At 57.5% G+C, this 23,722-nt stretch carries 26 protein-coding genes and 3 tRNA genes; 19 read left to right on the top strand and 10 right to left on the bottom strand.

Features of this window, described 5'->3' with window-relative positions:
* Positions 1-191: 191 nt before the first annotated feature.
* The 3 genes from J0F90_RS08905 (at position 192) to J0F90_RS08915 (ending at position 2,376) form a co-directional block, all read left to right on the top strand.
* On the top strand, positions 192-908 hold the full coding sequence (locus J0F90_RS08905) for a LuxR family transcriptional regulator (RefSeq protein WP_033640772.1): 717 nt from the start codon (positions 192-194) through the stop codon (positions 906-908).
* 181 nt (positions 909-1,089) lie between these two features.
* Entirely contained in the window at positions 1,090-1,518 is a 429-nt protein-coding gene (locus tag J0F90_RS08910; protein ID WP_004927993.1) for a universal stress protein, read from the top strand.
* A gap of 177 nt (positions 1,519-1,695) precedes the next feature.
* Positions 1,696-2,376 carry a hypothetical protein gene (locus tag J0F90_RS08915; protein ID WP_033640771.1) on the top strand — a complete coding sequence of 227 codons (681 nt, stop codon included), beginning with the start codon at positions 1,696-1,698 and terminating at the stop codon, positions 2,374-2,376.
* Positions 2,377-2,421: 45 nt separating this feature from the next.
* Here the strand turns inward: J0F90_RS08915 and J0F90_RS08920 are convergent, their stop codons facing one another.
* From J0F90_RS08920 to J0F90_RS08935, 4 genes are read right to left on the bottom strand one after another with little or no spacing between them, the layout of a single operon-like run.
* The gene (locus tag J0F90_RS08920) at positions 2,422-3,435 is read right to left on the bottom strand and encodes an Ldh family oxidoreductase (RefSeq protein WP_033640770.1); all 1,014 of its coding nucleotides are present in this window, start codon (positions 3,433-3,435) and stop codon (positions 2,422-2,424) included.
* A gap of 19 nt (positions 3,436-3,454) precedes the next feature.
* Complete coding sequence (locus J0F90_RS08925) at positions 3,455-5,020, bottom strand: APC family permease (protein WP_015377394.1); 1,566 nt, start codon at positions 5,018-5,020, stop codon at positions 3,455-3,457.
* A gap of 44 nt (positions 5,021-5,064) precedes the next feature.
* Complete coding sequence (locus J0F90_RS08930; protein WP_033640769.1) at positions 5,065-6,681, bottom strand: aldehyde dehydrogenase (NADP(+)); 1,617 nt, start codon at positions 6,679-6,681, stop codon at positions 5,065-5,067.
* Positions 6,682-6,735: 54 nt separating this feature from the next.
* Positions 6,736-7,656, bottom strand: a complete 921-nt coding sequence (locus J0F90_RS08935) for a dihydrodipicolinate synthase family protein (protein ID WP_016928251.1) — start codon at positions 7,654-7,656, stop codon at positions 6,736-6,738.
* 28 nt (positions 7,657-7,684) lie between these two features.
* On the opposite strand from J0F90_RS08935, the gene J0F90_RS08940 reads away from it, so the two are divergent.
* The gene (locus tag J0F90_RS08940; protein ID WP_154213935.1) at positions 7,685-7,831 is read left to right on the top strand and encodes a hypothetical protein; all 147 of its coding nucleotides are present in this window, start codon (positions 7,685-7,687) and stop codon (positions 7,829-7,831) included.
* Positions 7,832-7,862: 31 nt separating this feature from the next.
* Here the strand turns inward: J0F90_RS08940 and J0F90_RS08945 are convergent, their stop codons facing one another.
* Complete coding sequence (locus J0F90_RS08945; RefSeq protein WP_031300114.1) at positions 7,863-8,717, bottom strand: AraC family transcriptional regulator; 855 nt, start codon at positions 8,715-8,717, stop codon at positions 7,863-7,865.
* Between the two features lie 389 nt (positions 8,718-9,106).
* Here J0F90_RS08945 and J0F90_RS08950 point away from each other — a divergent pair, with 389 nt between their 5' ends.
* From J0F90_RS08950 to J0F90_RS08965, 4 genes are read left to right on the top strand one after another with little or no spacing between them, the layout of a single operon-like run.
* Positions 9,107-10,054 carry a 4-hydroxyproline epimerase gene (locus tag J0F90_RS08950; protein WP_033640768.1) on the top strand — a complete coding sequence of 316 codons (948 nt, stop codon included), beginning with the start codon at positions 9,107-9,109 and terminating at the stop codon, positions 10,052-10,054.
* Positions 10,054-11,178, top strand: coding sequence for an NAD(P)/FAD-dependent oxidoreductase (locus tag J0F90_RS08955; protein ID WP_033640767.1), 1,125 nt, complete (start codon positions 10,054-10,056; stop codon positions 11,176-11,178). Before J0F90_RS08950 ends, J0F90_RS08955 begins: the two co-directional genes overlap by 1 nt.
* Positions 11,175-11,435 (top strand): (2Fe-2S)-binding protein, encoded by a 261-nt coding sequence (locus tag J0F90_RS08960; protein WP_071525942.1) that lies wholly within the window; start codon positions 11,175-11,177, stop codon positions 11,433-11,435. Before J0F90_RS08955 ends, J0F90_RS08960 begins: the two co-directional genes overlap by 4 nt.
* Positions 11,428-12,696 (top strand): FAD-dependent oxidoreductase, encoded by a 1,269-nt coding sequence (locus J0F90_RS08965; RefSeq protein ID WP_033640766.1) that lies wholly within the window; start codon positions 11,428-11,430, stop codon positions 12,694-12,696. The genes J0F90_RS08960 and J0F90_RS08965 overlap by 8 nt, the downstream gene beginning before the upstream one ends.
* A 41-nt stretch (positions 12,697-12,737) precedes the next feature.
* Here the strand turns inward: J0F90_RS08965 and J0F90_RS08970 are convergent, their stop codons facing one another.
* Positions 12,738-13,097 carry a hypothetical protein gene (locus J0F90_RS08970; RefSeq protein WP_004927961.1) on the bottom strand — a complete coding sequence of 120 codons (360 nt, stop codon included), beginning with the start codon at positions 13,095-13,097 and terminating at the stop codon, positions 12,738-12,740.
* 545 nt (positions 13,098-13,642) lie between these two features.
* Here J0F90_RS08970 and J0F90_RS08975 point away from each other — a divergent pair.
* Both J0F90_RS08975 and J0F90_RS08980 read left to right on the top strand, forming a co-directional pair.
* Positions 13,643-13,957, top strand: coding sequence for a hypothetical protein (locus J0F90_RS08975; RefSeq protein ID WP_033633390.1), 315 nt, complete (start codon positions 13,643-13,645; stop codon positions 13,955-13,957).
* A 171-nt stretch (positions 13,958-14,128) separates the two neighbouring features.
* The gene (locus J0F90_RS08980) at positions 14,129-14,560 is read left to right on the top strand and encodes a hypothetical protein (RefSeq protein WP_028128013.1); all 432 of its coding nucleotides are present in this window, start codon (positions 14,129-14,131) and stop codon (positions 14,558-14,560) included.
* A 17-nt stretch (positions 14,561-14,577) separates the two neighbouring features.
* Here the strand turns inward: J0F90_RS08980 and J0F90_RS08985 are convergent, their stop codons facing one another.
* On the bottom strand, positions 14,578-14,919 hold the full coding sequence (locus tag J0F90_RS08985; protein WP_016928244.1) for a GlpM family protein: 342 nt from the start codon (positions 14,917-14,919) through the stop codon (positions 14,578-14,580).
* 123 nt (positions 14,920-15,042) lie between these two features.
* Entirely contained in the window at positions 15,043-15,267 is a 225-nt protein-coding gene (locus J0F90_RS08990; RefSeq protein ID WP_004927950.1) for a DUF2594 family protein, read from the bottom strand.
* A gap of 704 nt (positions 15,268-15,971) precedes the next feature.
* On the opposite strand from J0F90_RS08990, the gene uvrY reads away from it, so the two are divergent.
* The 6 genes from uvrY (at position 15,972) to J0F90_RS09020 (ending at position 20,165) form a co-directional block, all read left to right on the top strand.
* Positions 15,972-16,628, top strand: coding sequence for a UvrY/SirA/GacA family response regulator transcription factor (gene uvrY / locus J0F90_RS08995; RefSeq protein WP_004927947.1), 657 nt, complete (start codon positions 15,972-15,974; stop codon positions 16,626-16,628).
* On the top strand, positions 16,621-18,453 hold the full coding sequence (gene uvrC, locus J0F90_RS09000) for an excinuclease ABC subunit UvrC (RefSeq protein WP_004927940.1): 1,833 nt from the start codon (positions 16,621-16,623) through the stop codon (positions 18,451-18,453). Before uvrY ends, uvrC begins: the two co-directional genes overlap by 8 nt.
* Positions 18,454-18,511: 58 nt before the next feature.
* Positions 18,512-19,060, top strand: a complete 549-nt coding sequence (gene pgsA / locus J0F90_RS09005; RefSeq protein ID WP_004927937.1) for a CDP-diacylglycerol--glycerol-3-phosphate 3-phosphatidyltransferase — start codon at positions 18,512-18,514, stop codon at positions 19,058-19,060.
* A 144-nt stretch (positions 19,061-19,204) separates the two neighbouring features.
* A tRNA-Gly gene (locus J0F90_RS09010) sits at positions 19,205-19,280 on the top strand.
* Positions 19,281-19,995: 715 nt separating this feature from the next.
* Positions 19,996-20,069: transfer RNA gene (locus tag J0F90_RS09015), tRNA-Cys, on the top strand.
* A gap of 10 nt (positions 20,070-20,079) precedes the next feature.
* A tRNA-Leu gene (locus J0F90_RS09020) sits at positions 20,080-20,165 on the top strand.
* A gap of 178 nt (positions 20,166-20,343) precedes the next feature.
* Here the strand turns inward: J0F90_RS09020 and J0F90_RS09025 are convergent.
* Positions 20,344-21,684 carry an anaerobic C4-dicarboxylate transporter gene (locus J0F90_RS09025; RefSeq protein WP_033640765.1) on the bottom strand — a complete coding sequence of 447 codons (1,341 nt, stop codon included), beginning with the start codon at positions 21,682-21,684 and terminating at the stop codon, positions 20,344-20,346.
* Positions 21,685-21,921: 237 nt separating this feature from the next.
* Here J0F90_RS09025 and J0F90_RS09030 point away from each other — a divergent pair, with 237 nt between their 5' ends.
* The 3 genes from J0F90_RS09030 (at position 21,922) to J0F90_RS09040 (ending at position 23,314) form a co-directional block, all read left to right on the top strand.
* Complete coding sequence (locus J0F90_RS09030; RefSeq protein WP_016928240.1) at positions 21,922-22,374, top strand: PaaI family thioesterase; 453 nt, start codon at positions 21,922-21,924, stop codon at positions 22,372-22,374.
* 141 nt (positions 22,375-22,515) lie between these two features.
* Positions 22,516-22,797: a hypothetical protein gene (locus J0F90_RS09035; RefSeq protein ID WP_016928239.1), complete on the top strand. Its 282-nt coding sequence runs from the start codon at positions 22,516-22,518 to the stop codon at positions 22,795-22,797.
* Positions 22,763-23,314, top strand: coding sequence for a hypothetical protein (locus tag J0F90_RS09040; protein ID WP_033640764.1), 552 nt, complete (start codon positions 22,763-22,765; stop codon positions 23,312-23,314). The genes J0F90_RS09035 and J0F90_RS09040 overlap by 35 nt, the downstream gene beginning before the upstream one ends.
* A 57-nt stretch (positions 23,315-23,371) precedes the next feature.
* Here J0F90_RS09040 and J0F90_RS09045 read toward each other — a convergent pair whose 3' ends face one another.
* Positions 23,372-23,641 carry a hypothetical protein gene (locus J0F90_RS09045; protein WP_016928237.1) on the bottom strand — a complete coding sequence of 90 codons (270 nt, stop codon included), beginning with the start codon at positions 23,639-23,641 and terminating at the stop codon, positions 23,372-23,374.
* Positions 23,642-23,722: the final 81 nt, after the last annotated feature.

The raw sequence follows: 23,722 nt of genomic DNA on the forward strand, positions 1-23,722 counted from the left end.
AGGAGAGTATGCTATTCGCGTAGTTTTCCTGTTCGGCGCAATAAAAAGGCTTATTTTAAGGGGAATAGCTGTTTTCGTTATAGCGTTGGTATTTTTTATTATATGAAACGGCTACTGGCGCCGGGCGGCGATATTCTATAGTGAACCTGACCTATCGATAAATCGACATCGCTATCTGGAGAACCTGCGTTATGGATACCCGCACTCAACGGCTCATGGCGGAGGTGATTGGCAGCCTGGCCGATCGCGAATGCTTTCTGACGCAGCTGGGGCCCTGCGCCGAGGCGTTGGGGTTTGATTATTTCTCTTACATCGTGTTTTCCTGTTATCCGGCCAGCAGCCCCAAGATGCTGATCGAAGGGAATATTTCAACGAACTATCTCGAAGATTATCGGCGGCAGCGGGTGTATTTGCAGGATCCGGTTATTGAGCGTGCTCACCATTCCACGCTGCAGTTCCAGTGGGACGAAAGCTTTTATCATGAGCGGCCGACGCTTTGGCGGCGTATGGCGCAATTCGGCCTGTGCGCCGGTTGGTCGCAGTCGGTCAAGGATTGCTATGGCAGGTTGGGGATCCTGACGTTTGCCGGTAGAGCGCTACCCGAGCAAACGCCGCAAGTGCGTGCGGCAAATGAAACTTTTTTCCTTTGGCTGGCGCAAACCGCCCATAAAACGCTGCGGGAGGCCTTGATATCGGTGAATGATGACGCGATAAAAGATGTGCTGACGCTGCGCGAAAAAGACATTTTACGCTGGTGCAGCGAAGGGAAAACGGCGGAAGAGATCGCGTTGTTGATGGGGGTGAGCGAGCGCACGGTCAATTTCCACATCGGCAACTCGATTAAAAAACTTTCTGTCGCCAATAAGACCGCCGCTACCGCCAAAGCGGTTTATTTACAGCTGATTTAATCTCGAGTAATAAATAATTAAGCGCCTATCCGTTATCGGTGTAATGTTTATATTTTGTTAAATTAAAAACTATCCTTATCAGTATTATACCCCCCGATCACAAAAGCGTGATAAAGCGATTCACCGCGCCCGTGCGCGGCAGTATTCTGTTGGCACCCGGTTTACATAGAAAGGACGTGATATGTACAAGACTATTTTAGTGCCGATCGATATTGAAGAGGACCTGTTGACCGAGCATGCGCTGAAGCATGTGGAATATTTGGCGAAGATGTCCGGCGCTAAAGTGCATTTCTTCCATGCGCTGCCGGATGCTTCGGCGTTTGTTACTGCCTATTCGTTTGGTCTCAAGGAGTTTGAGAATCAGGCGGAGGTGAAGGCGGTGGATAGACTGAAGAAAATCATGTCGGAAATCGATCTGCCGTTGGATCGCCTCAATTACACCGTCAGCTTCGGTTCTGCACGCGATCAGGTGTTGGAACTGGCGGAAGAGATCGACGCCGATCTGATCATCATCGGTTCGCGTCGCCCGAGCGTGAAAACCTATCTGCTGGGGTCCAACGCCGCCGCTATCGTTCGCCATGCCAATATTTCGGTGATGGTGGTCAGATAATCCATCTTAAACTCACCATTTTCGGGCACGTTCTGCGGTTACCGGCCGGCTGCAGAGCGTGCTTTGCGTTTTATTGCCATCCCAGTCTGAACTGCTACGATTTTAGCTGACGTTTTTATGCCAACCGGGCCACCGGCCTTGCGCATATTTTTCATTTCAGCCAGAAGAGGGGCAGCTATGCCATTAGAAGTCGATGGGATTATCAGAGGCGATCGGGGCAGTGAACCGAGCCGTTGGCAACATGCGTCAACCAAACCGCTTATCACGCTGACCTGGCATCACACCATTCCCTGGAACTGTTTGCGTAATGTCTGGAATGGTCTGGTGGCGGGGCAGCATTGGAACGCGCTGGACGAGTTTATGAATCTGATCGGTGTGCCAAACCGTGCCGCGGTGCTCAAACAGATCCAGAATAAGAACCTGCAGGATCGCGATGGATTACACACTCTGGTGACCTGGCAAGGATGGAATATCGTCGAGGGGCCAGGTAATGAGTATCGCGCGCAGGGGGACGATCCCGGTGAAAACTTCGACGGTTGGTCGGGTAAGGGCATGAGCACTAATCAGCAAGCGACGCTGCAGCAGGTCAACGTGTTGTATCAGGTGATGGCGCCGCTGGGAAGCCGTGCGCTGGACGCCGCCAGACAGGCGCCGCCCATTACTGCGGAAGAAGCAGACGTCTTGCAACGGACGATTAAACAGACCCGCCCAACGTTGCGAGGAAAGGAACCGATCCGGTGGCAAGAAGACATGTGGCATCAGGTGCAGCCGGGTAAAGAGGCGAAACACTTCGCCCGCTGGGACACCAAACCGGTGTGGCGCAAACGCCTGCACAGCGACCTGGCTCAGGCTGGATAAGCTTCTCCCCGCGCCGGGTTGCCGGCGCGGGGCATTAATCCAGCGTTAATCGCACAGCGCCACTATGTCGTCGTACAACGCCTTGGGGATTTCCACGCCGTATTGCTCGCTCTGGCGCCGTTGCCGATAACGGCGTTCGCCGGGGATGCGGGCGCCTTGCGCCTGCATATCGGCAAACATCGCCTCCGCTCCGGCGAAATATTTCGCCTTATCCGCACCGAGAAAACGCTCGGGATCCAACGCGATGACCAGCTCACCGCCGTAAGGCGACGAACCGGTGCCATCGTCATAGGCCAGCGATTCCTTGCTGGTCATATCGCCGATCAGCGGCCCTGCCAGCAATTCAACCATCGCCGCCAGCGCCGAGCCCTTATGCCCGCCGAAGGTCAGCATCGCGCCCTCCAACACGCTGGCGGCATCGGTGGACGGATTGCCTGCCTTATCAATGCCCCAGCCTTCAGGCAGCGGGGTGCCAGCGCGGCGGTGTAATTCGATTTCGCCGCGCGCCGCCGCGCTGGTGGCCATGTCGAACAAAAATGGCGGCCGATCCGGACGCGGCCAGCCGAAGGCGATGGGGTTGGTGCCGAAGAGCGGTCGCGAACCGCCGGCCGGCGTCACCCAGGCGTGGCTGGGCGTGCAGGCCAAGGCCACCAACCCCTGCTCGGTCAGCGGTTCGATATCGGCCCACAACGCGGAGAAATGCACGCAGCGGTTGATCGCCAGCGCGGCGAGGCCGTTGGCGCGCACTTTCTCGATAAAGGCCGGCAGGGCGGTGCGGTAGGCCAGCAGGGAGAACGCGCCGCCGGCGTCGGCGCGCAAGATGGCCGGCGCCTGGTCGAGCAACCTGGGCATCGCATCGGCAGAAACCTTGCCTGCCCGCAGCGATCGCACGCAGCCCAACAGCCGGTACAGCCCGTGAGAAGCGCAGCCGTCGCGTTCGCCCTGAGTGACATTTTGCGCCACCGCTTCGGCGTGCGCCTGATTGAAACCGTTGTTGCGCAGCGTACGCAACGCCAGTTGATAAGCCTGTTCCAGCGACAGCACATGCATGGATGTCATTTCGATGTCCTCCCTGGGGTCATTCTTCTTCATCGCCGATAAAATTGGCCTGGGGTAAACAGGTATAGGCGCCCCAGTAGTAAATCGCCAGCGCAATCACCGCCATGGTGAGGGTGTCCCATGGATGAGCAATAGCGCCGATGCCGCCGAAGCTGCTGAGGTAGGAAAGCCCGATCACCAGCGCATAGAAGACGATCAGCCACAGCGAGGACCAAATTTGCTGTCGGAGGCTAACGGCGTGGGTCGGCACCTGATTCTTGAACAGGATGTAGATGAAGAACATCAGGATCTGCAAGCCGAGCAGCCAGGAGACGGTATCCCAGCCGGACCAGAAGACGATCAGCGCCGAAATGATAAACGACAGCGGGCCGAGCACGCAGAAACCGCGGACCCGGAACGGACGCGGCATATCGGGCGCATTGCGCCGCAGCCCGGCGGCGGTCACCGGGGCGATGGCGTAGCTCAGCACCAGTGCGGCGGATACCACGCCGATCAGTTTTTCCCAGGATGGGAACGGCAGCGTCCAGAATACCGAGAGAGCGAAGGTCAGCCACAGCGCCGGGCGGGGAATACCTGACTCGCCATCGACCCGGGTGAACAGTTTGAAGAAGGTGCCGGCGCGCGCCCAACCGTAGATCACGCGAGGCGTGGCGTTCATATAGATATTGCCGGTGCCGCTCGGCGAAACGATCGCGTCGCTGACCACCAGAAACGCCAGCCACCCCATGCCCAGCGTGATGGCGATGTCGCGGAACGGCAGGGAGAACTGTTGGCTGATGCCGGCCCAGCCGCCGCTCAGCATCTCGCTGGGGATACTGCCGAGAAACGCTATCTGCAGCAGCACATAGATGATGGTGGACAGCACTACCGACAGGATCAGCGCGATGGGAATGGTGCGCTGCGGCCGTTGCACCTCGCTGGCGACCGAAATGATCGGTGTCAAGCCGAGGTAGGCGAAGATGATGCCGCCGGCGGAAATGGCGGCCTCAACGCCGGCGGAACCGAAGGGAGCAAAGCCCTGGCTGTGCAGGTTTTCCGGTTTGAAAAAGCTGAACAACACCACGATCACCAACAGCGGCACCAGAAACTTCAGCACGCTGATCAGGTTATTGGATTTGGCGAAGGTTTTGACGCTGTAATAGTTGAGCGCGAAGAAAAAGCACAGCAGCGCCAGCTGCACCAGCCAGCCGATCGCTGTTGGATCGCCGGAACCCGGCTGGCTGAGGAACGGGAACCAGGCGGCGGCGTACTGCCGGGCGGCGACGACTTCGATGGCGATCAGGCTGGAGAAGGCGATCAGCGTGATAAACCCCAGCAGATAACCCATCAGTTCGCCGTGCGAGAATACCGGATAGCGAATGATGCCGCCGGCGCGCGGCAGGGCGGCGCCCAGCTCGCAGTAGACGATGCCGAGCAGCAGCACCGCCAGGCCGCCGATCAGCCAGGAATAAATGCCGGCCGGGCCGGCGATGGAGGAGACATGGCTGGCGGCGAACAGCCAACCGGAGCCGAAGATGGCGCCCAGACCGATGAACGTCAGATCGGTGAGCGTAAGCTGCTTCTTGAATTTGCCTTGGGTTGTCATGGTATTACCCTTTTGTTATTGAGTGGCAGGCAGATGCGGCCGGGCTAATGTTGGGCAGGTGAAACCAGGGGATCTCGGGTGTAAACGCCGTTAACCAGTCGCAGCAGGTTGAGCGGGTTGGCGTCCTGCAGCGCCGGCGGCAACAGCGCCGCAGGAGTGTTTTGCAAACAGACCGGCCGCAGGAAACGCTCGATGGCCAGCGTGCCTACCGAGGTGCCGCGTGCGTCGCTGGTCGCCGGGTAAGGGCCGCCGTGCACCATGGCGTCGCACACTTCCACCCCGGTCGGATACCCGTTGAACAGCACCCGACCGGCTTTGCGCGCCAACAGTGTCGTCAAACCGGCGGCCACATCGAGATCGTCGTCGTCCGCCAGCAGCGTGGCGGTCAACTGGCCTTGCAATGCCGTTAGCGCCGCATGCAGCTGCATTTCATTATCCACCGCCACCAGGATGCTGACCGGGCCGAAGACCTCTTGTTGCAGCAGCGGGTCAGCCTGCAGCAACAGCGCCTCCTCCGCCTGATAAAGCTGCGCCGCCGCCCGAAGAGCGGGCGTTTCGCTTCGGCCTGCCAGCCGCCGCATACCCGGGTGGGCATCAAGGGCCGCCAGCCCGTGACGGTAGTGCTCCAGGGTGCCGGCATTCAGCATCGGCTGCGGCTCGGCGGCGTTGACCAGGGCACTCATCGTTTCGGTTAACCGATCCAAGGCGGCGCCGCGCAGCGCGACGATCACGCCGGGCTTAGTGCAGAACTGACCGCAGCCGAGTGTGAAGGAAGAGACCAGCTCCTGCGCAATGTGCTGCCCGCGCCGCGCCAACGCCTTGGGCAGGATCACTACCGGATTGATGCTCGACATTTCTGCAAAGACCGGGATAGGTTGAGGGCGTTGCATCGCCAGATCGAACAGCGCTCGGCCGCCTTGCAGCGAGCCGGTGAATCCCACTGCCTGAATCGCCGGATGTTGTACCAAATCAGCCCCCACGCGGTTGCCGAAGATCATGTTGAAGACGCCGGCGGGCATCCTTGTGCGTTCCCGAGCGCGCTCGATCGCCTGAGCGGTCAGCTCGGCGGTGATCATATGGCCGCTGTGCGCCTTGAACACGACCGGGCAGCCGGCGGCGAGCGCGGCGGCGGTATCACCGCCCGCGGTGGAAAACGCCAGCGGGAAGTTGCTGGCGCCGAATACCGCCACCGGGCCGAGCGCCGTGCGGTATTGACGCAGATCGGGGCGCGGCAGGGGGGAACGCTGCGGCAGCGCGCAGTCGATGCGCACACCCTCGACGTCGCCGCGCCGCAGCAGCGTGGCGAACAGCCGCATCTGGCCGCTGGTTCTGGCGCGTTCGCCGCTCAAGCGCGTCGGCGGCAGGGCCGTTTCCTGTGTGGCGAGGGCGAAGAAGGTTTCGTCCAAGGCATCTAGCTCCTCGGCGATGGTGTCCAAAAAGTTCGCGCGTTGCTCGGCGCTGAGTTGCGAATAGGGCGCAAAGGCCGTGGCAGCGGCTTCTGCGGCGGCGGCGGTTTCTGCCGCCGTGGCCTGGTGGAAGCGGTAGCCGGTTGGCTGACCGTCGTCGGCGCGCAGGCTAAACAGCGACGCTTCCCCTTCGGCGTGGCGCTGGCCGCCGATAAATTGTTGGCCGCTGATGGCGGCGTAGCGATCGTTGGGCATCGTTTCCCCCGGTAGATAAAGCATGACGCCCGGCATGGCCGGGCGATGAAGGCGTCACAGGCCGACGTTCGGCAGCGCAGGGCGGGTGGCCAGCGCTTTATCGATCACGGCGTTGATCTCGGTGAGCGTTTCTCCCTGCAGCGCCAGGCGCGGAGGGCGAGTGACAGCGCTGCCGCGGCCGACCCGCTGTTCGCAGAGTTTGATGCACTGCACCAGATCGGGGCGGGCATCGAGGTGCAGTAGCGGCATAAACCAGCTGTATAGCGCCAACGCTTCCTCATAGCGTTTTTCCTTCGCCAGCCGGAACAGGGTTTCCCCTTCGCGCGGGAAGGCATTGGACATGCCGGAGATCCAGCCTTGCGCGCCGACGGCGATGCTTTCCAGCACCACATCGTCCAACCCGGCGAACAGCACGAAGCGATCGCCGACTTCATTGCGCAGGTCGATAAAGCGGCGGGTATCGCCCGACGAGTCTTTGAAGCACACGATGTTCTCGCAGTCGACCAGCGAGGTCAGAATGTCGGGCGTGACGTCATTTTTGTAAATGGGAGGGTTGTTGTAGACCATTATCGGCAGATCGGTCGCGCCAGCGACGCTGCGGAAGTGCGCGGCGGTTTCGTGCGGTTTGGCGGAGTAGACCAGCGCCGGCATCACCATAATCCCGTCGACGCCAGCCTTTTGCGCTTCGCGCGCCATGTTCTGCGCGAAGGCGGTGGTGAACTCGGCGATGCCGGCGATCACCGGCACTTTACCGTCGGCGGCGTCTTTCGCCACTTCGATCACCGCCAGTTTTTCCTGCACCGTCATCGAAGTATTTTCACCGACGGTGCCGCACACCACCAGGCCGGAGACGCCGTCGCGCACCAGGTTTTTGATCACCGTATGGGTGGCGTCGAGGTCCAGAGAGAAATCGTTGCGAAATTGGGTCGTCACCGCCGGGAATACGCCGCTCCAGCTTATGGTTTTATGGCTCATCGTGTTGTCCTGTCGTCCGAAAGTGTTAATGAAAAGTGAATCTTTGGTAAGGCTCACCGACAGATTGACCGGTATTGCGCAGGGAGGCTTGACGCTTTTCGCCGATTGCCGCGACGAAATTGGCACAATAGCGGCGGAAAGCGGGCGTGAAAAATCGGGCGCCGGTACGCCGTGAGAAGAGAGGGGTAATGGGGTAAATCAGCGCGTTAAGCGGAAAGCGTCAGGCGAAAATCGCGCGGCGTGGAGCCGGTCATCGCTTTGAACTGACGGCTGAAGGCGCTGTGATCGGTATAGCCGCACTGCAGCGCGATGTCCGTGATCGGCAGATCGCCGGCCAGGAGTTCCGTGGCCTTTTCCAGCCGCACTTTGTGGATCATCTGGCGCGGGGTGAGGTGGAAGATACGTTTGCAGTAGCGTTCGATCTGCGCCACCGATAACCCGGTCAGCGCCGTCAGCTCTTCAAGCGCGATCGGTCGGGCGTAGTGGCGGCGGATATGCACGTCGATCGCCGCCAGCCGCTGGTAGGCCGGGTGATTGGCTCTGGCCTCCTGCAGATCGTGAGAAATACCTGCCATACCGATGATTTTTCCCTGCGCGTCATACAGCGCCAGCTTTTGCGTCAGACACCAGCCGGTTTCTCGGCCGTTGTACAGGTGCATTTCCAGCTGATCCTGGATCAGCACGCCGTGGCGCAATACCCGCAGATCCTGCTCGGTATAGCCGGATCCGAGCTGAGCGGGAAAAACGTCGGCGGAGGTTTTACCCAGCAGCGGCGTGACGGTTTTGAAACCGCAGCGCCTGGCCAGCGTCAGGTTGGCCAGCAGGTAGCGCGCCTGGGCGTCTTTGATAAAGAACACGACGTTGGGAATCGCGTTCAGCAACGGCGCGATCAGCGCCAGCGTATTCAGCAGATCGCGCAGGTTGTTCGGGCGCTGCTGCGCCAGTCCGTCGCACAGGCGTGACAGATGTTCGACGGCAAAAACGTCCTCCTGCTCTGGCAGCCCCACTAGCGAAGGCGGCGAGAGAGAAACCGGAGGCGGGTAGTCTGAAGTGGATCGCATAGCAGTCCCTTTTCGGTCGTTAGCCGGAAAAACAGGCGGGCCAGGTTGGCGCTTTCGCATCAATATTAACTTTTTTGTAACGAAGCAAGCGCTATTTCCGGCGGGCTGCCAAATATGCGGATTGCCGCATACTTTTGCCGGACGGTGTTTGGCGGTTGCTTGAAAACTGCGGCGTTTCTCGCTAGGCAAGGGTTTAGCATGGAAATAACAATATGATAAATAAGTTATTATTATGACAATCGTTAAGTTCATTCCCGCGGCGCGTCAGTCCCGACTTTTGTCACTGTGCTGATTTCTTCATTCGCTGCGCCGAAACGCATCAAGCCGTCATGCTCACATTCGTTCAGGCTAATGCCATTGGTAACATCTCATTAACCCAGGAGACGCCGATGGCACTTTCTGCGCATATCACCGCTTTGCGGGCGATCGATTCTCATACCGGCGGAGAGCCGACCCGCCTGATCGTGGAAGGTTTTCCCGATCTTGGCGAGGGCAGCATGGCGGAACGGCGGGCGCGTTTCGCACAACATTATGACGATTGGCGCTGCGCGGTGATGCTCGAACCGCGTGGCAATGACGTGCTGGTGGGGGCGTTGCTGTGCCGCCCCTGCTCGCCACAGGCCACCGCCGGGGTGATATTCTTTAACAACAGCGGCTATCTGGGCATGTGCGGGCACGGCACCATCGGGCTGATCGCTTCGCTGGCTCATCTGGGGCGCATCCACGCCGGGCGCCATCTGATCGAGACCCCGGTCGGCCCGGTAAGCGCCACGCTGCATGATGACGGCAGCGTCACGGTGGAGAATGTGGCGGCTTATCGTTACCGCCGCCAGGTGCGGATTGAGGTTGCCGGTCACGGGCCGGTGACGGGCGACATCGCCTGGGGGGGCAACTGGTTCTTCCTGATCGGCGAGTCACCGTTGCTCATCGATAAACACAATCTGGAGGCGTTGACCGCATTCACCTGGGCGGTGCGGCAGACGTTGGAACAGGCGGGCATCCGCGGTGAAGACGGCGGCGCGATAGACCATATCGAACTGTTCGGTGACGATCCGCAGGCCGACAGCCGCAGCTTCGTGCTGTGTCCCGGCAAAGCCTATGACCGTTCCCCGTGCGGTACCGGCACCAGCGCCAAACTAGCGTGTCTGGCGGCGGACGGCAAACTGCCGCCGGACACGCAGTGGCGGCAGGCCAGCGTGATCGGCAGCGAATTCCAGGCCTATTATCGTTGGAACGGCGATCGCATTGCCCCCTTTATTCGCGGGCAGGCCTATGTGTGCGCCGATAGCCAACTGTTGCTCGACGAACGCGATCCCTTCGTCTGGGGAATACGCTGATGGGCGCCGAGCGGGGAGCCGATGTCATCGTGGTCGGCGCCGGTATCATCGGCGCCGCTTGCGCCTGGCGGCTGGCGCGGGAAGGGTATCGTGTCTCGGTGGTGGACGACCGCCGCGCCGGCGCCACCGCAGCCGGTATGGGGCACCTGGTTTGCATGGACGATAATCCTGCCGAGCTGGCGTTAAGCGCTTATTCGCTGCGGTTGTGGCGCGAAGTGACGGGGCGCATGCCGGAAGCCTGCGCCTGGCGCGGCTGCGGTACGCTGTGGTTGGCGGATCAAGCGGATGAAATGGCCATCGCCGAGCAAAAGCGGGCGCGGCTGGCGGAGCAGGGCGTGGCCGCGGAACTGCTGGCGGCGGAGCAGATCGCCGTCATGGAGCCGATGCTGCGGCATGGCCTGGCTGGCGGACTGCGGGTGCCGGGCGACGGCATTGTGTATGCGCCGCTCGCGGCTCGCTGGCTGTTGGCCGACGGTGGTGCGGCAATTGACGTGGTGCATGGTGAAGCGACAGCGTTGGAGGAGGAAGCTGTGCGGCTGGCGGACGGCAGACGTCTGGTCGCGCCGGTGGTGGTCCTGGCCTGCGGCCTTAGGGCCAATAACCTATTGCCACAGACTTTGCTTCACGCCAAGAAGGGCCAACTGGCGATCACCGATCGCTACCCGCCGCGGGTGCGGCATCAACTGGTGGAGCTGGGGTATGGCGCCAGCGCGCATGCCAGCAACGGCACGTCGGTGGCTTTCAATGTGCAGGCGCGGCCCACCGGACAATGGCTGATCGGCTCTTCCCGCCAGTTCGACGCCATCGATTCGGCGTTGGACATGCCGCTGTTGGCGGCAATGCTTACGCGTGCGCAGCATTTCTTGCCCGCACTGGCGCAGATGAACATCATTCGCTGCTGGACAGGGTTGCGCGCCGCCTCTGCCGACGGGCTGCCGCTGTTGGGCGTGCATCCGCGGCATTCCTGGCTGTGGCTGGCTCTGGGGCATGAGGGATTGGGCGTCACGACTGCACTCGGCAGCGCTGCGCTGATTACTGCGCAGATTGGCCGGCAAACGCCGGAGATTGACGATTCCCCGTATTTGGCTGCGCGGGCGTTTGCCGCCGAGGAGTTGCCTGTATGAATGAAAGACAAAATACGATCGCGTTGAGCATCGATGGAGAACACCGACAGGTGCCGGTTGGTCTCAGCGTTGCTGCGGCGCTCAGCCTGTGCGGCGACGATCGTTGTCGGTTATCTGTTTCACACCAACCGCGCGCTCCCTTTTGCGGCATGGGCGTTTGTCAGGAGTGCCGGGTGACCATTAACGGTCTACGTCGCCTGGCGTGCCAAACGCTGTGCCAAGCCGGCATGCGCATAGAGAGGAGCGATGATGAGTAACTTCGACTGTGAGGTGCTGATCGTCGGCGCTGGGCCGGCCGGCATGGCGGCGGCGCTGGCCGCTGCGGAAAGTGGTGGCCAGGTGCGAATGATTGATGATAATCCGCATCCCGGCGGGCAAATCTGGCGCGATGGACCGCAGGCGACGTTGCCTGAAACGGCGAACCGCTATCGGCAGGCGGTGGCGGCGCGGGAAAATATTGCACGGCAGTCCGGCTGCAAGCTGGTGGCGCAGTGTGGCGCTAACCGATTGGCATATGAAGACGCCGAAGGCTGCGGCGTGATTCGCTATCAAAAGCTGATTTTATGCAATGGCGCGCGTGAACTGTTGTTGCCGTTTCCCGGCTGGACGCTGCCGGGGGTGACCGGTGCCGGTGGGCTACAGGCGCAAATCAAGCAGGGATTGGCGATCCGCGGCGAGCGAGTGGTGATAGCCGGCAGTGGTCCGCTGCTGTTGGCGGTGGCCGACAGCGTGAAACAGGCCGGCGGAGAGGTGGTCATGTTGGCGGAGCAGGCGCCGCTTTGGCGGTTGGCGGCGTTTGCCGGCGGCTTGTGGCGCTGGCCGGCCAAACTGCGTCAGGCGTTTTCTCTGATGCCGCATCGTTATCGTGCCGACAGCCGGGTGCTGGCGGCGTTGGGGCAAGACCGTTTAACCTCGGTGCGTGTCAATAACGGCGGGCGGGAAAGAACGATCGCCTGCGACAGGTTGGCCTGCGGTTTTGGTCTGGTGGCGAACATTGAGTTGGCGATGCTGCTGGGGTGTCGGATAGAACACGACGCCGTGGCGGTGAATCATTGGCAGCAAACCTGCCAAGCGCAAATTTATGCCGCCGGGGAGTGTACCGGCGTCGGCGGCAGTGAATTGGCGCTCACCGAAGGCGCCATTGCCGGTTATGCCGCCACCGGGCAGCGGGAAAAGGCAGAGCGCCTGGCGGCGCAGCGGCGGCGGTGGCGGCGTTTCGCCACGGCGACAGCGGCCGCTTTTGCGCTCGATGAGCGCTTGAATTCGCTGGCCAATCCGCAAACGTTACTGTGCCGCTGCGAAGACGTTACGTTGGAACAGGTACGCCATCAGCCGGATTGGAACACGGCGAAGATGAGCAGCCGCTGTGGCATGGGGGCATGCCAGGGTAAAGTCTGCGCAACGGCGGCGAGGCAGCTTTTGAGCTGGCCTTTACCGTCGCCGCGTGTGCCTTTAACGCCGGTCAGGACGGAAACGCTGGTTGCGCTGGGGCTGAGCCGATGTGATGACGACGGTTGAATGGGTTTGCGGGCATTTCGCCCCAGGCAAACGCCGCCACATCACCATTGCGGCCAATAGTAGGTTTTCTCCCGCCAGCCTTTGCCGTACATACAGGCTTCGATGGTGGCGTCTCGGGCGGACTGATTGCGATCGGTCTGCACTGTTTTAATCGACGGTTCCTTGTCATAGCGGTATCCCGATGGACAGTCTTTCTTATTCTTCTCGCAAGGAATGTATTTGTTTTCGTAGCTGAACTCCACGTCCCGCACCACGTCCGGGGGGAAGCGATCGTATCCGCGGCTGCGGCATTCGGCATATTCGGCGTTCCGGGTACTCTCAACCGCGCCAGGCCTCTCCCATTGGGTGCAGGCGGTCAACATCAATAACGGCAAAACAATCAAACAACGGCAATTCTTCATGGTGTCCCTAACTCTTTCTCTATCCTGAGGCTCGCAGCCTAGGAATGTTCCTAACTGACGAGGTAGGAAAGTGTAATAAACTGGTGGAACAATTGGAAATGATAATGGTTATTGTTTAGGTGTGATTGAGGAAGTGCCGCGTTGAGAGAGGATGTGGTGCATTGAGGGCAGTCTGTAAGGATCCGCGACATCACGACGAGGGCTGGACGATGTGGCACTGATTTTATTCATTCTCTTTATGCCGCAATGAGCCGACCGCAATTGCATCGTTTTGATGAGGGAAATAATATGCAAGCTAAGTATTTTCTTATCGGGTATGAATATTATTTTTATTTAGGATATTTACCCATGCCAAGGATTTAATGCTCGGTATTAATACCGTATTTTTTTATTTCTGTTTTTTTATTGGGGTTTTGTTTTCAGGTTTTTTCTGGGGAAGGATTTTTAGTTACAGGGAATTCATTTGCATTTTAAAATTGGATTTTTTAAATTCATTTTAGAGGAAGGATAACCGTAGGCGACAGAGTCAAAAAAAGGAGTTTATTTTGTCTGGGATAAAGAAAACGCCTGAAAGTCATGACGGTTTACCTTCACCATCAGAGGATTATGATACTTTTAAGCACCTCTCCGATGTTGGCGCCGTGTTGGGATATGGGCGAACCCGCTTTTATCAGTGGTGCCGTGGGCGCGGATTTCTAACCCCGATGAACGTTCCGTCCCATGAAATGATAAGCCTGGGATATATGGTGGCGGTGTTATCAGAGACCGGTCATACCCGGGTTTATGTCACGCAGGATGGTTTCAGTTACGTCAGTGGTGCTTTTGCGGCAGATATCCAACGTGGCATGATCAAGTTTTAAATCTGCAAGAATCGCCTTTATTTCAATGGCTTTAATGCAGAATCTTCTTATCCCTGCAGGTTCGTGAGAGGAGTGGGAAGTTATCCGATTTTTTCGTCTCTGCGGTATGAATGCTACTGGAGATAGCTATTCTCTTGTTACGATAAGCATTATTTTCTTCAGGAGCCAAGGATGAAGCATTACGCCGCGTTGTTATTTGCCTCTGCACTGCTGACGGGGTGTGCGACTCAAGCCGTACCGCCGCAACAGGCTGAGTTGCCCCCCCCAAGCCGTCTGATGCTCTATCAGAATATCCCGGATACGCCTTACGCTACGGTGGTCGTGGTGCGCGACAGCGGCATGCTGGCGGGCAGCTGCCGTACCGGCGTCTATGTGAATGGGGAGTTTGCCGCTTCACTCGAGGCGAAAGAAAAAGCAGAGTTTCGCGTGCCGCCAGGCAATATTTCGGTCAGTATCGGGCAAGATATGATCGAGAACTCTCTATGTATTTGGCGTGAAACCAGCGGCAGCGTGCCGATGACGCTGCGCGCCGGTGAAAGCCGCTATCTGCGCATCGCCGGCGATCGGCAGCGAGGCTTCGTATTGCAGGCAGGGCGGCCGTAACAGCTCAGGCAAGGGCGTTAATGCCCTTGCCACCATCCCCACAGCGTAATTAATAGCCACGCCGCCGCAATCCAGCACAGTACCGCCGCACCCAGCGCTAACGACAGCCGCAGACTGTTAATCAGGAAATACAGCGAAATCAAATACACCAGATAGGGCAATACCGCCCACATGCCGAAAATCAGCGTTGTTTTCAGTGCCGCAATTGAACGTTCGCTGCCGACAATGTAATGCGCAATCAGGGCGAAAGTGGGAAAGAGCGGGACTAAACCGGCGATATAATAGTTGCGCGTTTTGGCCAACAGGCCGATCAGAACCACGACCAGCGCGCCGATCAGCGCTTTGACAAGGATGCCCATAACGGTCTCGGGTGTGGGGGAGAAAGTCAACACACTGCCCGAAAGCACGTGCAAGATCAATGGGGTGTGGCGTAGCGTGGTGAAAAGCAGACCCACAAGAAGTGCGGGTCTGGGGCGCAACGCTTACTGACGGTAAGCGTGCTTGATTTGCTGAATGCTGTTCTTGAAGATTTCTGCCTGGGTCGGATCTTCAATCTGTGCGATGAAACGTTCCATGTTGATGATGACTTTCCCGGCGTCGGCCTGGCCGATCGACTTCAAGATCAGCGTCAGCGTAGCTTTGAGGCAGGCAACTTCGGTCGCCAAGATTTCCGGGTTTGCAGACGTAGTGAAATCAACGTTGCTCATTTTCTCTCCTGATTTTTTGAGGCCGTAGCCTGATACAAGCTGCTTTGGCGCACCGCGCGCGGGCTAAAAATTAGCCCCTGGCGCGGCGGCGAATTTAACTGGGCGCGGAGTATAGCATAGCATGAGTCTGCCATCTGCACCGGGCTTGCTCAGGTCACGCAAGTGGGCAACGTTCGCTCATTGCCTGTCTGAATCATCTACTCTCGGCAAGTTATTTCGAGGTGGTTAACAAGTATTTTTCCGGTACGTTATTGTTGAACAATCGAGGTTATTATAATTATTGGGGGCGGAGGCGCCGATTTTACCGGCGTTTGCCGGGAATAATAGTTTCCACCGTGGGTTGCCAGACCCGCGTTAGCCGCGGATTTTGTTACGCCTTTAAATATCAAATGATTACAAACAGCCAACAGCCGTGTTAATATTATTCATGTCGTGATTGCTTACACAGATTTCTCCCTCGCGGCATGATTGTCGCGCTATCCTGTGTCAGACGCAGCGCGACGAAATTATTTTCGTCGCCCGATCTTTTACGACGTGACGATTTATCGGCGGCATAGACGGCTAAAATTGAAAAATCAGCTCTGCTCCGCAAAGTTATTCGGAAGTATGTATTAATCTGTGTTCATTCTTGTCTGAAAAACAAGTAATATCTCTGGCGAAAACAGAGGCCGATTGCGTTACTCCCTTTTTTTGGAGATTTTTCCTTGATTAGCGTTCTTCTTGTTGATGACCACGAACTGGTGCGCGCAGGGATACGACGCATTCTTGAAGATATCAAAGGTATAAAAGTTGTCGGTGAGGCTCAGTGCGGTGAAGACGCCGTAAAATGGTGCCGTGGCAACGCTGTCGATATCGTGCTGATGGACATGAATATGCCGGGCATTGGCGGGCTGGAAGCCACGCGCAAGATTGTGCGTTATGCACCCGACGTCAAAGTCATCATGTTGACCATCCATACTGAAAATCCTTTGCCCGCGAAGGTGATGCAGGCGGGTGCCGCCGGTTACCTGAGCAAGGGCGCCGCGCCGCAGGAAGTGATTAACGCCTTGCGTTCCGTGCATGCCGGGCAGCGCTATATCGCGTCTGATATCGCCCAGCAGATGGCCCTGAGTCAGTTGGAACCGCAGGCTGAAACGCCGTTCAGCTGCTTGTCTGAACGCGAGTTACAGATCATGTTGATGATCACCAAAGGCAAAAAAGTGAATGAGATCTCGGAGCAACTGAGTCTCAGCCCGAAAACGGTGAACAGCTACCGTTACCGCATGTTCAGCAAACTGAATATCAGCGGCGACGTCGAATTGACTCACCTGGCCATCCGACATGGATTGTTCAATGCGGAGACGTTGTTAAGCAGTGAATGACCGTTTTGATGCCAAAGCCTTCCTGAGTACCGTCACCAGCCAGCCCGGCGTCTACCGTATGTACGACGCCACGGGTACGGTGATCTACGTCGGTAAAGCCAAAGACCTGAAAAAGCGTCTCGCCAGCTATTTTCGGCAGCAGGTCAGCAGCCGTAAAACCGAGACGCTGGTTAAAAATATCGCGCAAATAGACGTAACGGTTACCCATACTGAGACAGAAGCGCTGTTGTTGGAACATAACTACATTAAATTGTACCAACCGCGATATAATGTTCTTTTGCGAGACGATAAATCTTATCCGCTGATTTTTCTCAGTGCGGATACCCATCCCCGTTTGGCGGTGCATCGCGGCGCCAAACACGCCAAAGGCGAATACTTCGGGCCTTTCCCCAACTCTTACGCCGTGCGCGAAACGCTGGCGCTGCTGCAGAAGCTGTTCCCAATCCGCCAGTGCGAAAACAGCGTGTATCGCAACCGTTCGCGTCCGTGCCTGCAGTATCAGATCGGCCGCTGTCTGGGGCCTTGTGTTGCCGGCCTGGTGAGCGAAGAAGAGTACCGGCAGCAGGTGGACTACGTGCGGCTGTTTCTTTCTGGCAAAGATCAGCAGGTATTGCACCAGCTGATTGAGCGTATGGAAGAAGCCAGCAAACTGCTTAATTTCGAAGAGGCGGCGCGCATTCGCGATCAAATTCAGGCCGTGCGCCGCGTCACTGAACGGCAGTTCGTGTCGGGCGACAGCGACGATCTGGACGTGATCGGCGTGGCGTTCGATGCCGGTATGGCGTGCCTGCATGTGCTGTTCATCCGTCAGGGCAAGGTGCTGGGCAGCCGCAGCTATTTCCCTAAAGTGCCGGGCGGCACGGATATGGGCGAGGTGGTGCAGACCTTTGTCGGCCAGTTCTATCTGCAAGGCAGCCAGGCGCGTACGCTGCCCGGCGAGATCCTGCTGGATTTCAGCCTGCCGGAAAAAGACCTGCTTGCGGAATCACTTTCCGAGTTGGCGGGGCGCAAGATCCAAATCCAAAGCAAACCGCGCGGCGATCGCGCCCGTTATCTGAAACTGGCGCGCACCAACGCGGCAACGGCGTTGACCACCAAGCTGTCGCAACAGTCGACGATCCATCAGCGGCTGGCGGAGTTGGCCAAAGTGCTGAACCTGACGGAAATCAACCGTATGGAGTGCTTCGATATCAGCCATACCATGGGTGAGCAGACCGTGGCTTCGTGCGTGGTGTTCGACGGAAACGGCCCCGTGCGAGCGGAGTATCGGCGTTACAATATCAGCGGCATCACTCCTGGCGATGACTACGCGGCGATGACGCAAGTGCTGAAGCGCCGTTACGGCAAAGCGCTGGAAGAGAAAAAGATCCCGGATGTCATCTTTATCGACGGCGGTAAAGGGCAGCTCGGCATGGCGATCGACGTATTCAAATCGCTGAATGTTACCTGGGACAAGAATAAGCCGCTGCTGATCGGCATCGCCAAAGGTGCCGACCGCAAGGCAGGGTTGGAAACGTTGTTCTTCGTCCCGGAAGGTGAAGGGATTTCTCTGCCGCCGGATTCGCCGGCGCTGCATGTGATCCAACACATCCGCGACGATTCGCACAATCATGCCATTACCGGTCACCGGCAGAGAAGGGCGAAAGTCAGAAATACCAGCGCATTGGAGCTGATTGAAGGCGTAGGGCCGAAACGGCGCCAGGTGCTGTTGAAGTATATGGGCGGACTGCAACCTTTGTTGAACGCCAGCGTGGAGGAAATTGCAAAAGTGCCGGGTATTTCACAAGCATTGGCAGAAAAGATCTACAATGCATTGAAACACTGAGGGCAATGTAGCAACATACTCTTAATTTCCACTCTAGCCAGATAGTTACCGTAGCATTATGCAATTGAATATACCGACTTGGCTTACCCTGTTTCGCGTAGTTCTGATCCCATTCTTTGTGCTGGCGTTTTATCTGCCGTTCAACTGGGCTCCGATGGTTTGCGCCGTTATCTTTGTGTTTGCCGCCGTCACCGACTGGTTTGACGGCTTCCTGGCACGTCGCTGGAAACAAACGACACGCTTCGGAGCGTTTTTGGATCCGGTCGCGGATAAAGTGATGGTGGCGGTGGCGCTGGTGCTGGTGGCGGAACACTACCACAGCTGGTGGATCACGCTGCCGGCGGCCACCATGATCGCCCGTGAAATCATCATTTCGTCGCTGCGCGAGTGGATGGCGGAAATTGGCAAACGCAGCAGCGTGGCGGTGTCGTGGATAGGCAAAGTGAAAACCATGGCGCAGATGATGTCACTGGTGGGCTTGCTGTGGCGGCCGGATCGCTCCGTAGAGTATGTGGCGATTGGCTTATTGTATATCGCAGCGGTGCTGACTTTCTGGTCGATGTTCCAATATTTGAACGCGGCACGCAACGATCTGCTGGAACCGTGATCGATACGCTGCAAAAATCGGCAAACGATCGTGGTGAGCCAACAATTTTATTGACTCATCACGTCAGGTAAGTAGAATGCATCGCATCAGACGACAACGATGAATTGCCGAAAGATGGCAAAGAAATCAGTCAGTTCTGGTAATGCGGGAATAGCTCAGTTGGTAGAGCGCAACCTTGCCAAGGTTGAGGTCGCGAGTTCGAGCCTCGTTTCCCGCTCCAAATATTGGCCTGTTGAATCCCCGCGATTCGGCAGGTAAGAGAAAGGGGCTTCGGCCCCTTTTTCGTTTTCTATTCCTTTGCCGTCCGGCGAAACCTGTCTGCATCTTCCTGCATCGACTATTGTCCCTATCTCTCCTGTCGTTTTCCTGCCGTAGGATGCCCCGTTGAGCAGCGAAAACAGGCACATTTGATTGGGCGTCTGCCGGTGCTTTGTGGGGGATTGATGCCGACCCATCGTGCGCTGGAAAACCTGACGTCAGTCTCCAGCTTTGCAGTTACGTTGGCCGTTCAGGGCGGTGGAGATTGCGCGATGTCTCCCATGATGATGTTTTGCATGATATCCCATCATCTATAAGCGGGTGAAAAGCCGGAGAGAGGTGCGTAAGCGATTCATGCCGAGAAAAAAGATCCGATTTGCCCGTGAATCCTCGAGCCGATGCATATAAAATCAACATTCCGCTTGCCTTTCCGTTGGCATTGTGAACAGTGCGCCCACAAAATAAGCAGTTGAAAGCGTTAGAGAACTTTTTGCTATTTCGGGGGGTTGCCAAGGTGGGGGGTTTAGTCCATAATGCAGTCCATCGATTCGGCGGTAACGAAATAAATTACTTAAGAATCAGATGATTAAGATATGCGATTTCAAGATCGCGGTTAAAAAGAACAAAACGAAGTGGGTGAATCACCGGCTTTGGCCTGAAAAGGCAAACAGAATAAAGGCGCGTTAACAAAGCGGTTATGTAGCGGATTGCAAATCCGTCCAGTCCGGTTCGACTCCGGAACGCGCCTCCAATTTTCCCGAGCCCGGGTGGTGAAATCGGTAGACACAAGGGATTTAAAATCCCTCGGCTTATGGCTGTGCGGGTTCAAGTCCCGCCCCGGGTACCAGGGAACGAAAATACCGAATAATCAAAGCAATAAGTAGTAATGTCGTAGACCGCCGAGAGGCGGTTTTTTTGTTTCTGTCATTCGCATTACACCTGCATTCCTCCCTGTCTTGTCATGTCTTATACCCATGGATTGTCATCCTGCTTGCAGGGAGCCCCGCAGGGCTCCGAAGTACAACTCATAAGAAACCGAACGCCGCAGCGAGGATCCAGCCGAAGACGCAGGAGACGCTGACGCCGATCAGGCCGGGCAGAATAAAGCTGTGGTTGATCACGAAGCGGCCGATGCGGGTGGTGCCGGAGCGATCGAACTGGATTGCCGCCAGATCGCTGGGGTAGGTTGGCAGAATGTAATAACCGTAACAGGCCGGCGCCGAAGCGACGATATAGGCAGGGTTAACCCCGATCGCCAGCGCCACCGGCACCAGCGCCGCCAGTGCGGCGGCCTGCGAGTTGACGAATTTCGACACCAGCAGCAGGATCAGCGCATAGGCCCAAGGGTACTCTTTCACCAACACACCCAGTGTGGCCTCGATCTGCGCCAGGTGCGCGCCGAACATGGTTTCCGCCATCCAGGCAACACCATACACCGCCACGATGGCGATCATGCCGGAACGGAATACCTCGTTTTTAGAGATAGACGCCGGGTTGGTGCGGGTGATGATAACGATCAACGCCCCGGCCATCAGCATGCACATCTGGATCACCAGAACCATGGAAAGTGGCTTGCCGCCGAAGCTGGGCCGCATGCCGGAAAAGGCTCCCAGCACCGCCACCAGGGCGATGGTGGCGAGGAAAATCCACATGGCGATCCAGTTGCTGCGCGGCAATACCCGGTCCAGCAGGGTAGCGGCGTCGCCGTAGACGTAGCGATGGTTTTCCGGCACCGAGATGAACTTCTGGAACTCCGGGTCTTTGTCCAGGTCTTTGCCGCGGAACCAGCTGAAGATGCCGATCGCCAGAATGCCGCACAGCGTCGAAGGGATGGTGATAGACAGCAGATCGAGGAATTCCAGATGGCGGCCATTGAAGGTGTAGCTGCTGAGCATCGCCACCAGTGACACCACCGCCACCGACACCGGGCTGGCGATAATGCCCATCTGCGCGCCGATCGAACTGGCCGCCATCGGCCGTTCCGGGCGGATATTGTTTTTGATCGCCACGTCATAGATGATCGGCAAGATGGTGTACACCACATGGCCGGTGCCGCACAGGATAGTGAGAATGCAGGTGACGAAGGGGGCGATGATCGAGACATAACGCGGGTTGCGCCGCAGCATCCGCTCGGCGATCTGCAGCATGACGTCCAACCCGCCTGAAGCCTGCAGGGTGGCGGAGGCCGCCACCACCGCGATGATCACCAGCATCACGTCTACCGGCGGTTTGCCGGGCTGCAGGTGAAAGCCAAACACCAGGATCATCAAACCGATGCCGCCCAGTAACCCCAGCGCAATGCCGCCCTTACGCGCCCCATACAGCAGGCATGCCAATATAACCGCTAATTGCAGAAAGAAATCCATGATAGATACGCCTTAATAATGTTGAACTTAACTGCGTTCAGTTTCCGGCGGTGTTTACAGTAGAAAGTTGTTTTAAATCTAAAGGCGCTAAAAAATTGTGGTTATTAGCTCTAAAGAGTGATGACGGTCACGTTCAGAGAATCTGAAGAGCAGGCGGCTGACGACATCAGCACGAAAAAGCAAGTCAAGAGGTCAGACCTCTCCTATATAACCGGTTTGCCACCAGAGGAGAGAGCAATGGATCCGACAAAAATGACCGGGCTGGCGTTATTACAGGCTGCGATGGCTGGCAAGATCCCGCCGGCCTCGATCGCTGAAACCGTGCCCATGAAACCGGTCGCGGTGGAAGAGGGGTATATCCGCATCGCGGCGCGGGCCGACGGGCGCCATCTGAATCCACTGGGGGGCGTACATGGCGGTTTCGCCGCCACGGTTTTGGACTCGGTGACCGGTTGCGCGGTGCACAGTACGCTGGGCGCGGGGATTGGCTATGGCACCGTCGATCTGCAGGTTAAAATGTTGCGCCCTGTGCCTAAGGAAACTGATCTGATCGCCGAGGGGCGTCTGGTCTATGCAGCGAAGAACGTCGCTTTCGCTGAAGGCACGCTCAAAACGGCGGAAGGGAAGCTGCTGGCTTCAGCAACCGCCACTTGTTTTATTATTCGCCCCGCCGAACAAGCACCGCAATAACCTGCTCTTTATCGGGCTTCGGGCTATCAACCCGGAGCCTGATGCATTTATCTTTGGCTGCATACCTTGCTGCGCTACGATGGCAGGCGCGATACGCCATTGTGGTCTAGTATTCTTGGGTGAAAATTTATCGGGGTGATTATGCAGCCGTATAAAGAGGTTGAGTTTGATCATGAGCTTTGTCTGGCGATCGGCAAAGCCGTATTAGACGTGGTGGCGCAGGGGGAAGAAACCAGCGCTCCGGCGGTGATGAACGCGATTGAGCGGTCGGTGGAGCAGGGGCTGGATGATGACGAAACCGCCATCGCCGACGACGCCCTGGATTTGATGGCTCGTCTCATCCACGGCTTCAGATTCATTAATCTCGCGGGTGAAGAGGATACTTCCCATGCATTGGTTGAATTTCAAGCGCTACAAGAGTGACGTTGCCAAACAGGCTGTGCCGCCGCATTTGAATGCGGCTGAGTTTGCGCGGCATTACGCTGACAAGCCGCAAGCCGATACGGAAGAGTACCTTTCGTTGAGCGGGGAGATGTGCTGGGATGCGGTGGTGCTTTGCGCTCATCGTTCAGGCGCGCTCAGCAAGGCGAAATACAAGCAGCTGTGGCTGACGGTGTTCGATAAGCAATACAAACATTTCGTCAGCCCTGATGATACCGAGATCCGCACCATGGCGGATATGCTGCGCGCGCCGCAGGGATGTTTTATCGGTATATTTTCCCTGCGCGACGCGGCGGCGCCCCGTTTACTGCATGCCATGATCGGCACCGGCGCGGGATTTGCCGCGGGCAATAAAAATCTTTGCATCGGCGTGGGGGGCGCGGTCGGTTGGGAAAATCTCAATCTGGCGCGCGATTTGCGCTGGCAGCCGGAAGGCGGTTTTTTACGCCAGGGCGACAACGAAGTGCTGCGCATTTTTTATCGCCCTTTCCCCGCTTGAACCACCGGTCCGCAGGCTTTTTAGGATAAAAAACCGCCGCCCGGCGGTTTTTTTTGCTTACTTAAACCCGCCGTTGCGCATGAACTCAAGACCGGCGGTGGTGATCCGCGTTTGGTGCGGATCGATATCATAGTTGTTCTCGTCGATGTCGCTCATCACGTAGGCTTGTATCAGCCCCTTGGTTTTGAGATAGGCGAAGGGATCGGCGAAGGCGTGCGGGCTGGTGGCGTCCTGCTTCCACAGTTCGTAGGTTTTTTCATCCAGCGTGCCGGGGTGATTGGCGGCCAGCCGGGTCAGGATCTGATTGTAGAACTCATAGTCGGTCATGATGCAGTCCTCTTTATCGCGAGCGACAGTCTCGGAAAATAGCGTAACGTCTATCAATCATAGCCGAAGTTTTCCACCGCC

This window comes from Serratia marcescens subsp. marcescens ATCC 13880 (assembly GCF_017299535.1).
GTDB lineage: Bacteria > Pseudomonadota > Gammaproteobacteria > Enterobacterales > Enterobacteriaceae > Serratia > Serratia marcescens.

Excerpts from the sequence above, each read along its gene's own strand:
- J0F90_RS08905 (WP_033640772.1), top strand. The coding sequence starts at position 192 with ATGGATACCCGCACTCAACGGCTCATGGCGGAGGTGATTGGCAGCCTG.
- J0F90_RS08910 (WP_004927993.1), top strand. The coding sequence starts at position 1,090 with ATGTACAAGACTATTTTAGTGCCGATCGATATTGAAGAGGACCTGTTG.
- J0F90_RS08915 (WP_033640771.1), top strand. The coding sequence starts at position 1,696 with ATGCCATTAGAAGTCGATGGGATTATCAGAGGCGATCGGGGCAGTGAA.
- J0F90_RS08920 (WP_033640770.1), bottom strand. The coding sequence starts at position 3,435 with ATGACATCCATGCATGTGCTGTCGCTGGAACAGGCTTATCAACTGGCG.
- J0F90_RS08925 (WP_015377394.1), bottom strand. The coding sequence starts at position 5,020 with ATGACAACCCAAGGCAAATTCAAGAAGCAGCTTACGCTCACCGATCTG.
- J0F90_RS08930 (WP_033640769.1), bottom strand. The coding sequence starts at position 6,681 with ATGCCCAACGATCGCTACGCCGCCATCAGCGGCCAACAATTTATCGGC.
- J0F90_RS08935 (WP_016928251.1), bottom strand. The coding sequence starts at position 7,656 with ATGAGCCATAAAACCATAAGCTGGAGCGGCGTATTCCCGGCGGTGACG.
- J0F90_RS08940 (WP_154213935.1), top strand. The coding sequence starts at position 7,685 with ATGAAAAGTGAATCTTTGGTAAGGCTCACCGACAGATTGACCGGTATT.
- J0F90_RS08945 (WP_031300114.1), bottom strand. The coding sequence starts at position 8,717 with ATGCGATCCACTTCAGACTACCCGCCTCCGGTTTCTCTCTCGCCGCCT.
- J0F90_RS08950 (WP_033640768.1), top strand. The coding sequence starts at position 9,107 with ATGGCACTTTCTGCGCATATCACCGCTTTGCGGGCGATCGATTCTCAT.
- J0F90_RS08955 (WP_033640767.1), top strand. The coding sequence starts at position 10,054 with ATGGGCGCCGAGCGGGGAGCCGATGTCATCGTGGTCGGCGCCGGTATC.
- J0F90_RS08960 (WP_071525942.1), top strand. The coding sequence starts at position 11,175 with ATGAATGAAAGACAAAATACGATCGCGTTGAGCATCGATGGAGAACAC.
- J0F90_RS08965 (WP_033640766.1), top strand. The coding sequence starts at position 11,428 with ATGAGTAACTTCGACTGTGAGGTGCTGATCGTCGGCGCTGGGCCGGCC.
- J0F90_RS08970 (WP_004927961.1), bottom strand. The coding sequence starts at position 13,097 with ATGAAGAATTGCCGTTGTTTGATTGTTTTGCCGTTATTGATGTTGACC.
- J0F90_RS08980 (WP_028128013.1), top strand. The coding sequence starts at position 14,129 with ATGAAGCATTACGCCGCGTTGTTATTTGCCTCTGCACTGCTGACGGGG.
- J0F90_RS08985 (WP_016928244.1), bottom strand. The coding sequence starts at position 14,919 with ATGGGCATCCTTGTCAAAGCGCTGATCGGCGCGCTGGTCGTGGTTCTG.
- J0F90_RS08990 (WP_004927950.1), bottom strand. The coding sequence starts at position 15,267 with ATGAGCAACGTTGATTTCACTACGTCTGCAAACCCGGAAATCTTGGCG.
- pgsA (WP_004927937.1), top strand. The coding sequence starts at position 18,512 with ATGCAATTGAATATACCGACTTGGCTTACCCTGTTTCGCGTAGTTCTG.
- J0F90_RS09025 (WP_033640765.1), bottom strand. The coding sequence starts at position 21,684 with ATGGATTTCTTTCTGCAATTAGCGGTTATATTGGCATGCCTGCTGTAT.
- J0F90_RS09030 (WP_016928240.1), top strand. The coding sequence starts at position 21,922 with ATGGATCCGACAAAAATGACCGGGCTGGCGTTATTACAGGCTGCGATG.
- J0F90_RS09035 (WP_016928239.1), top strand. The coding sequence starts at position 22,516 with ATGCAGCCGTATAAAGAGGTTGAGTTTGATCATGAGCTTTGTCTGGCG.
- J0F90_RS09040 (WP_033640764.1), top strand. The coding sequence starts at position 22,763 with ATGCATTGGTTGAATTTCAAGCGCTACAAGAGTGACGTTGCCAAACAG.
- J0F90_RS09045 (WP_016928237.1), bottom strand. The coding sequence starts at position 23,641 with ATGACCGACTATGAGTTCTACAATCAGATCCTGACCCGGCTGGCCGCC.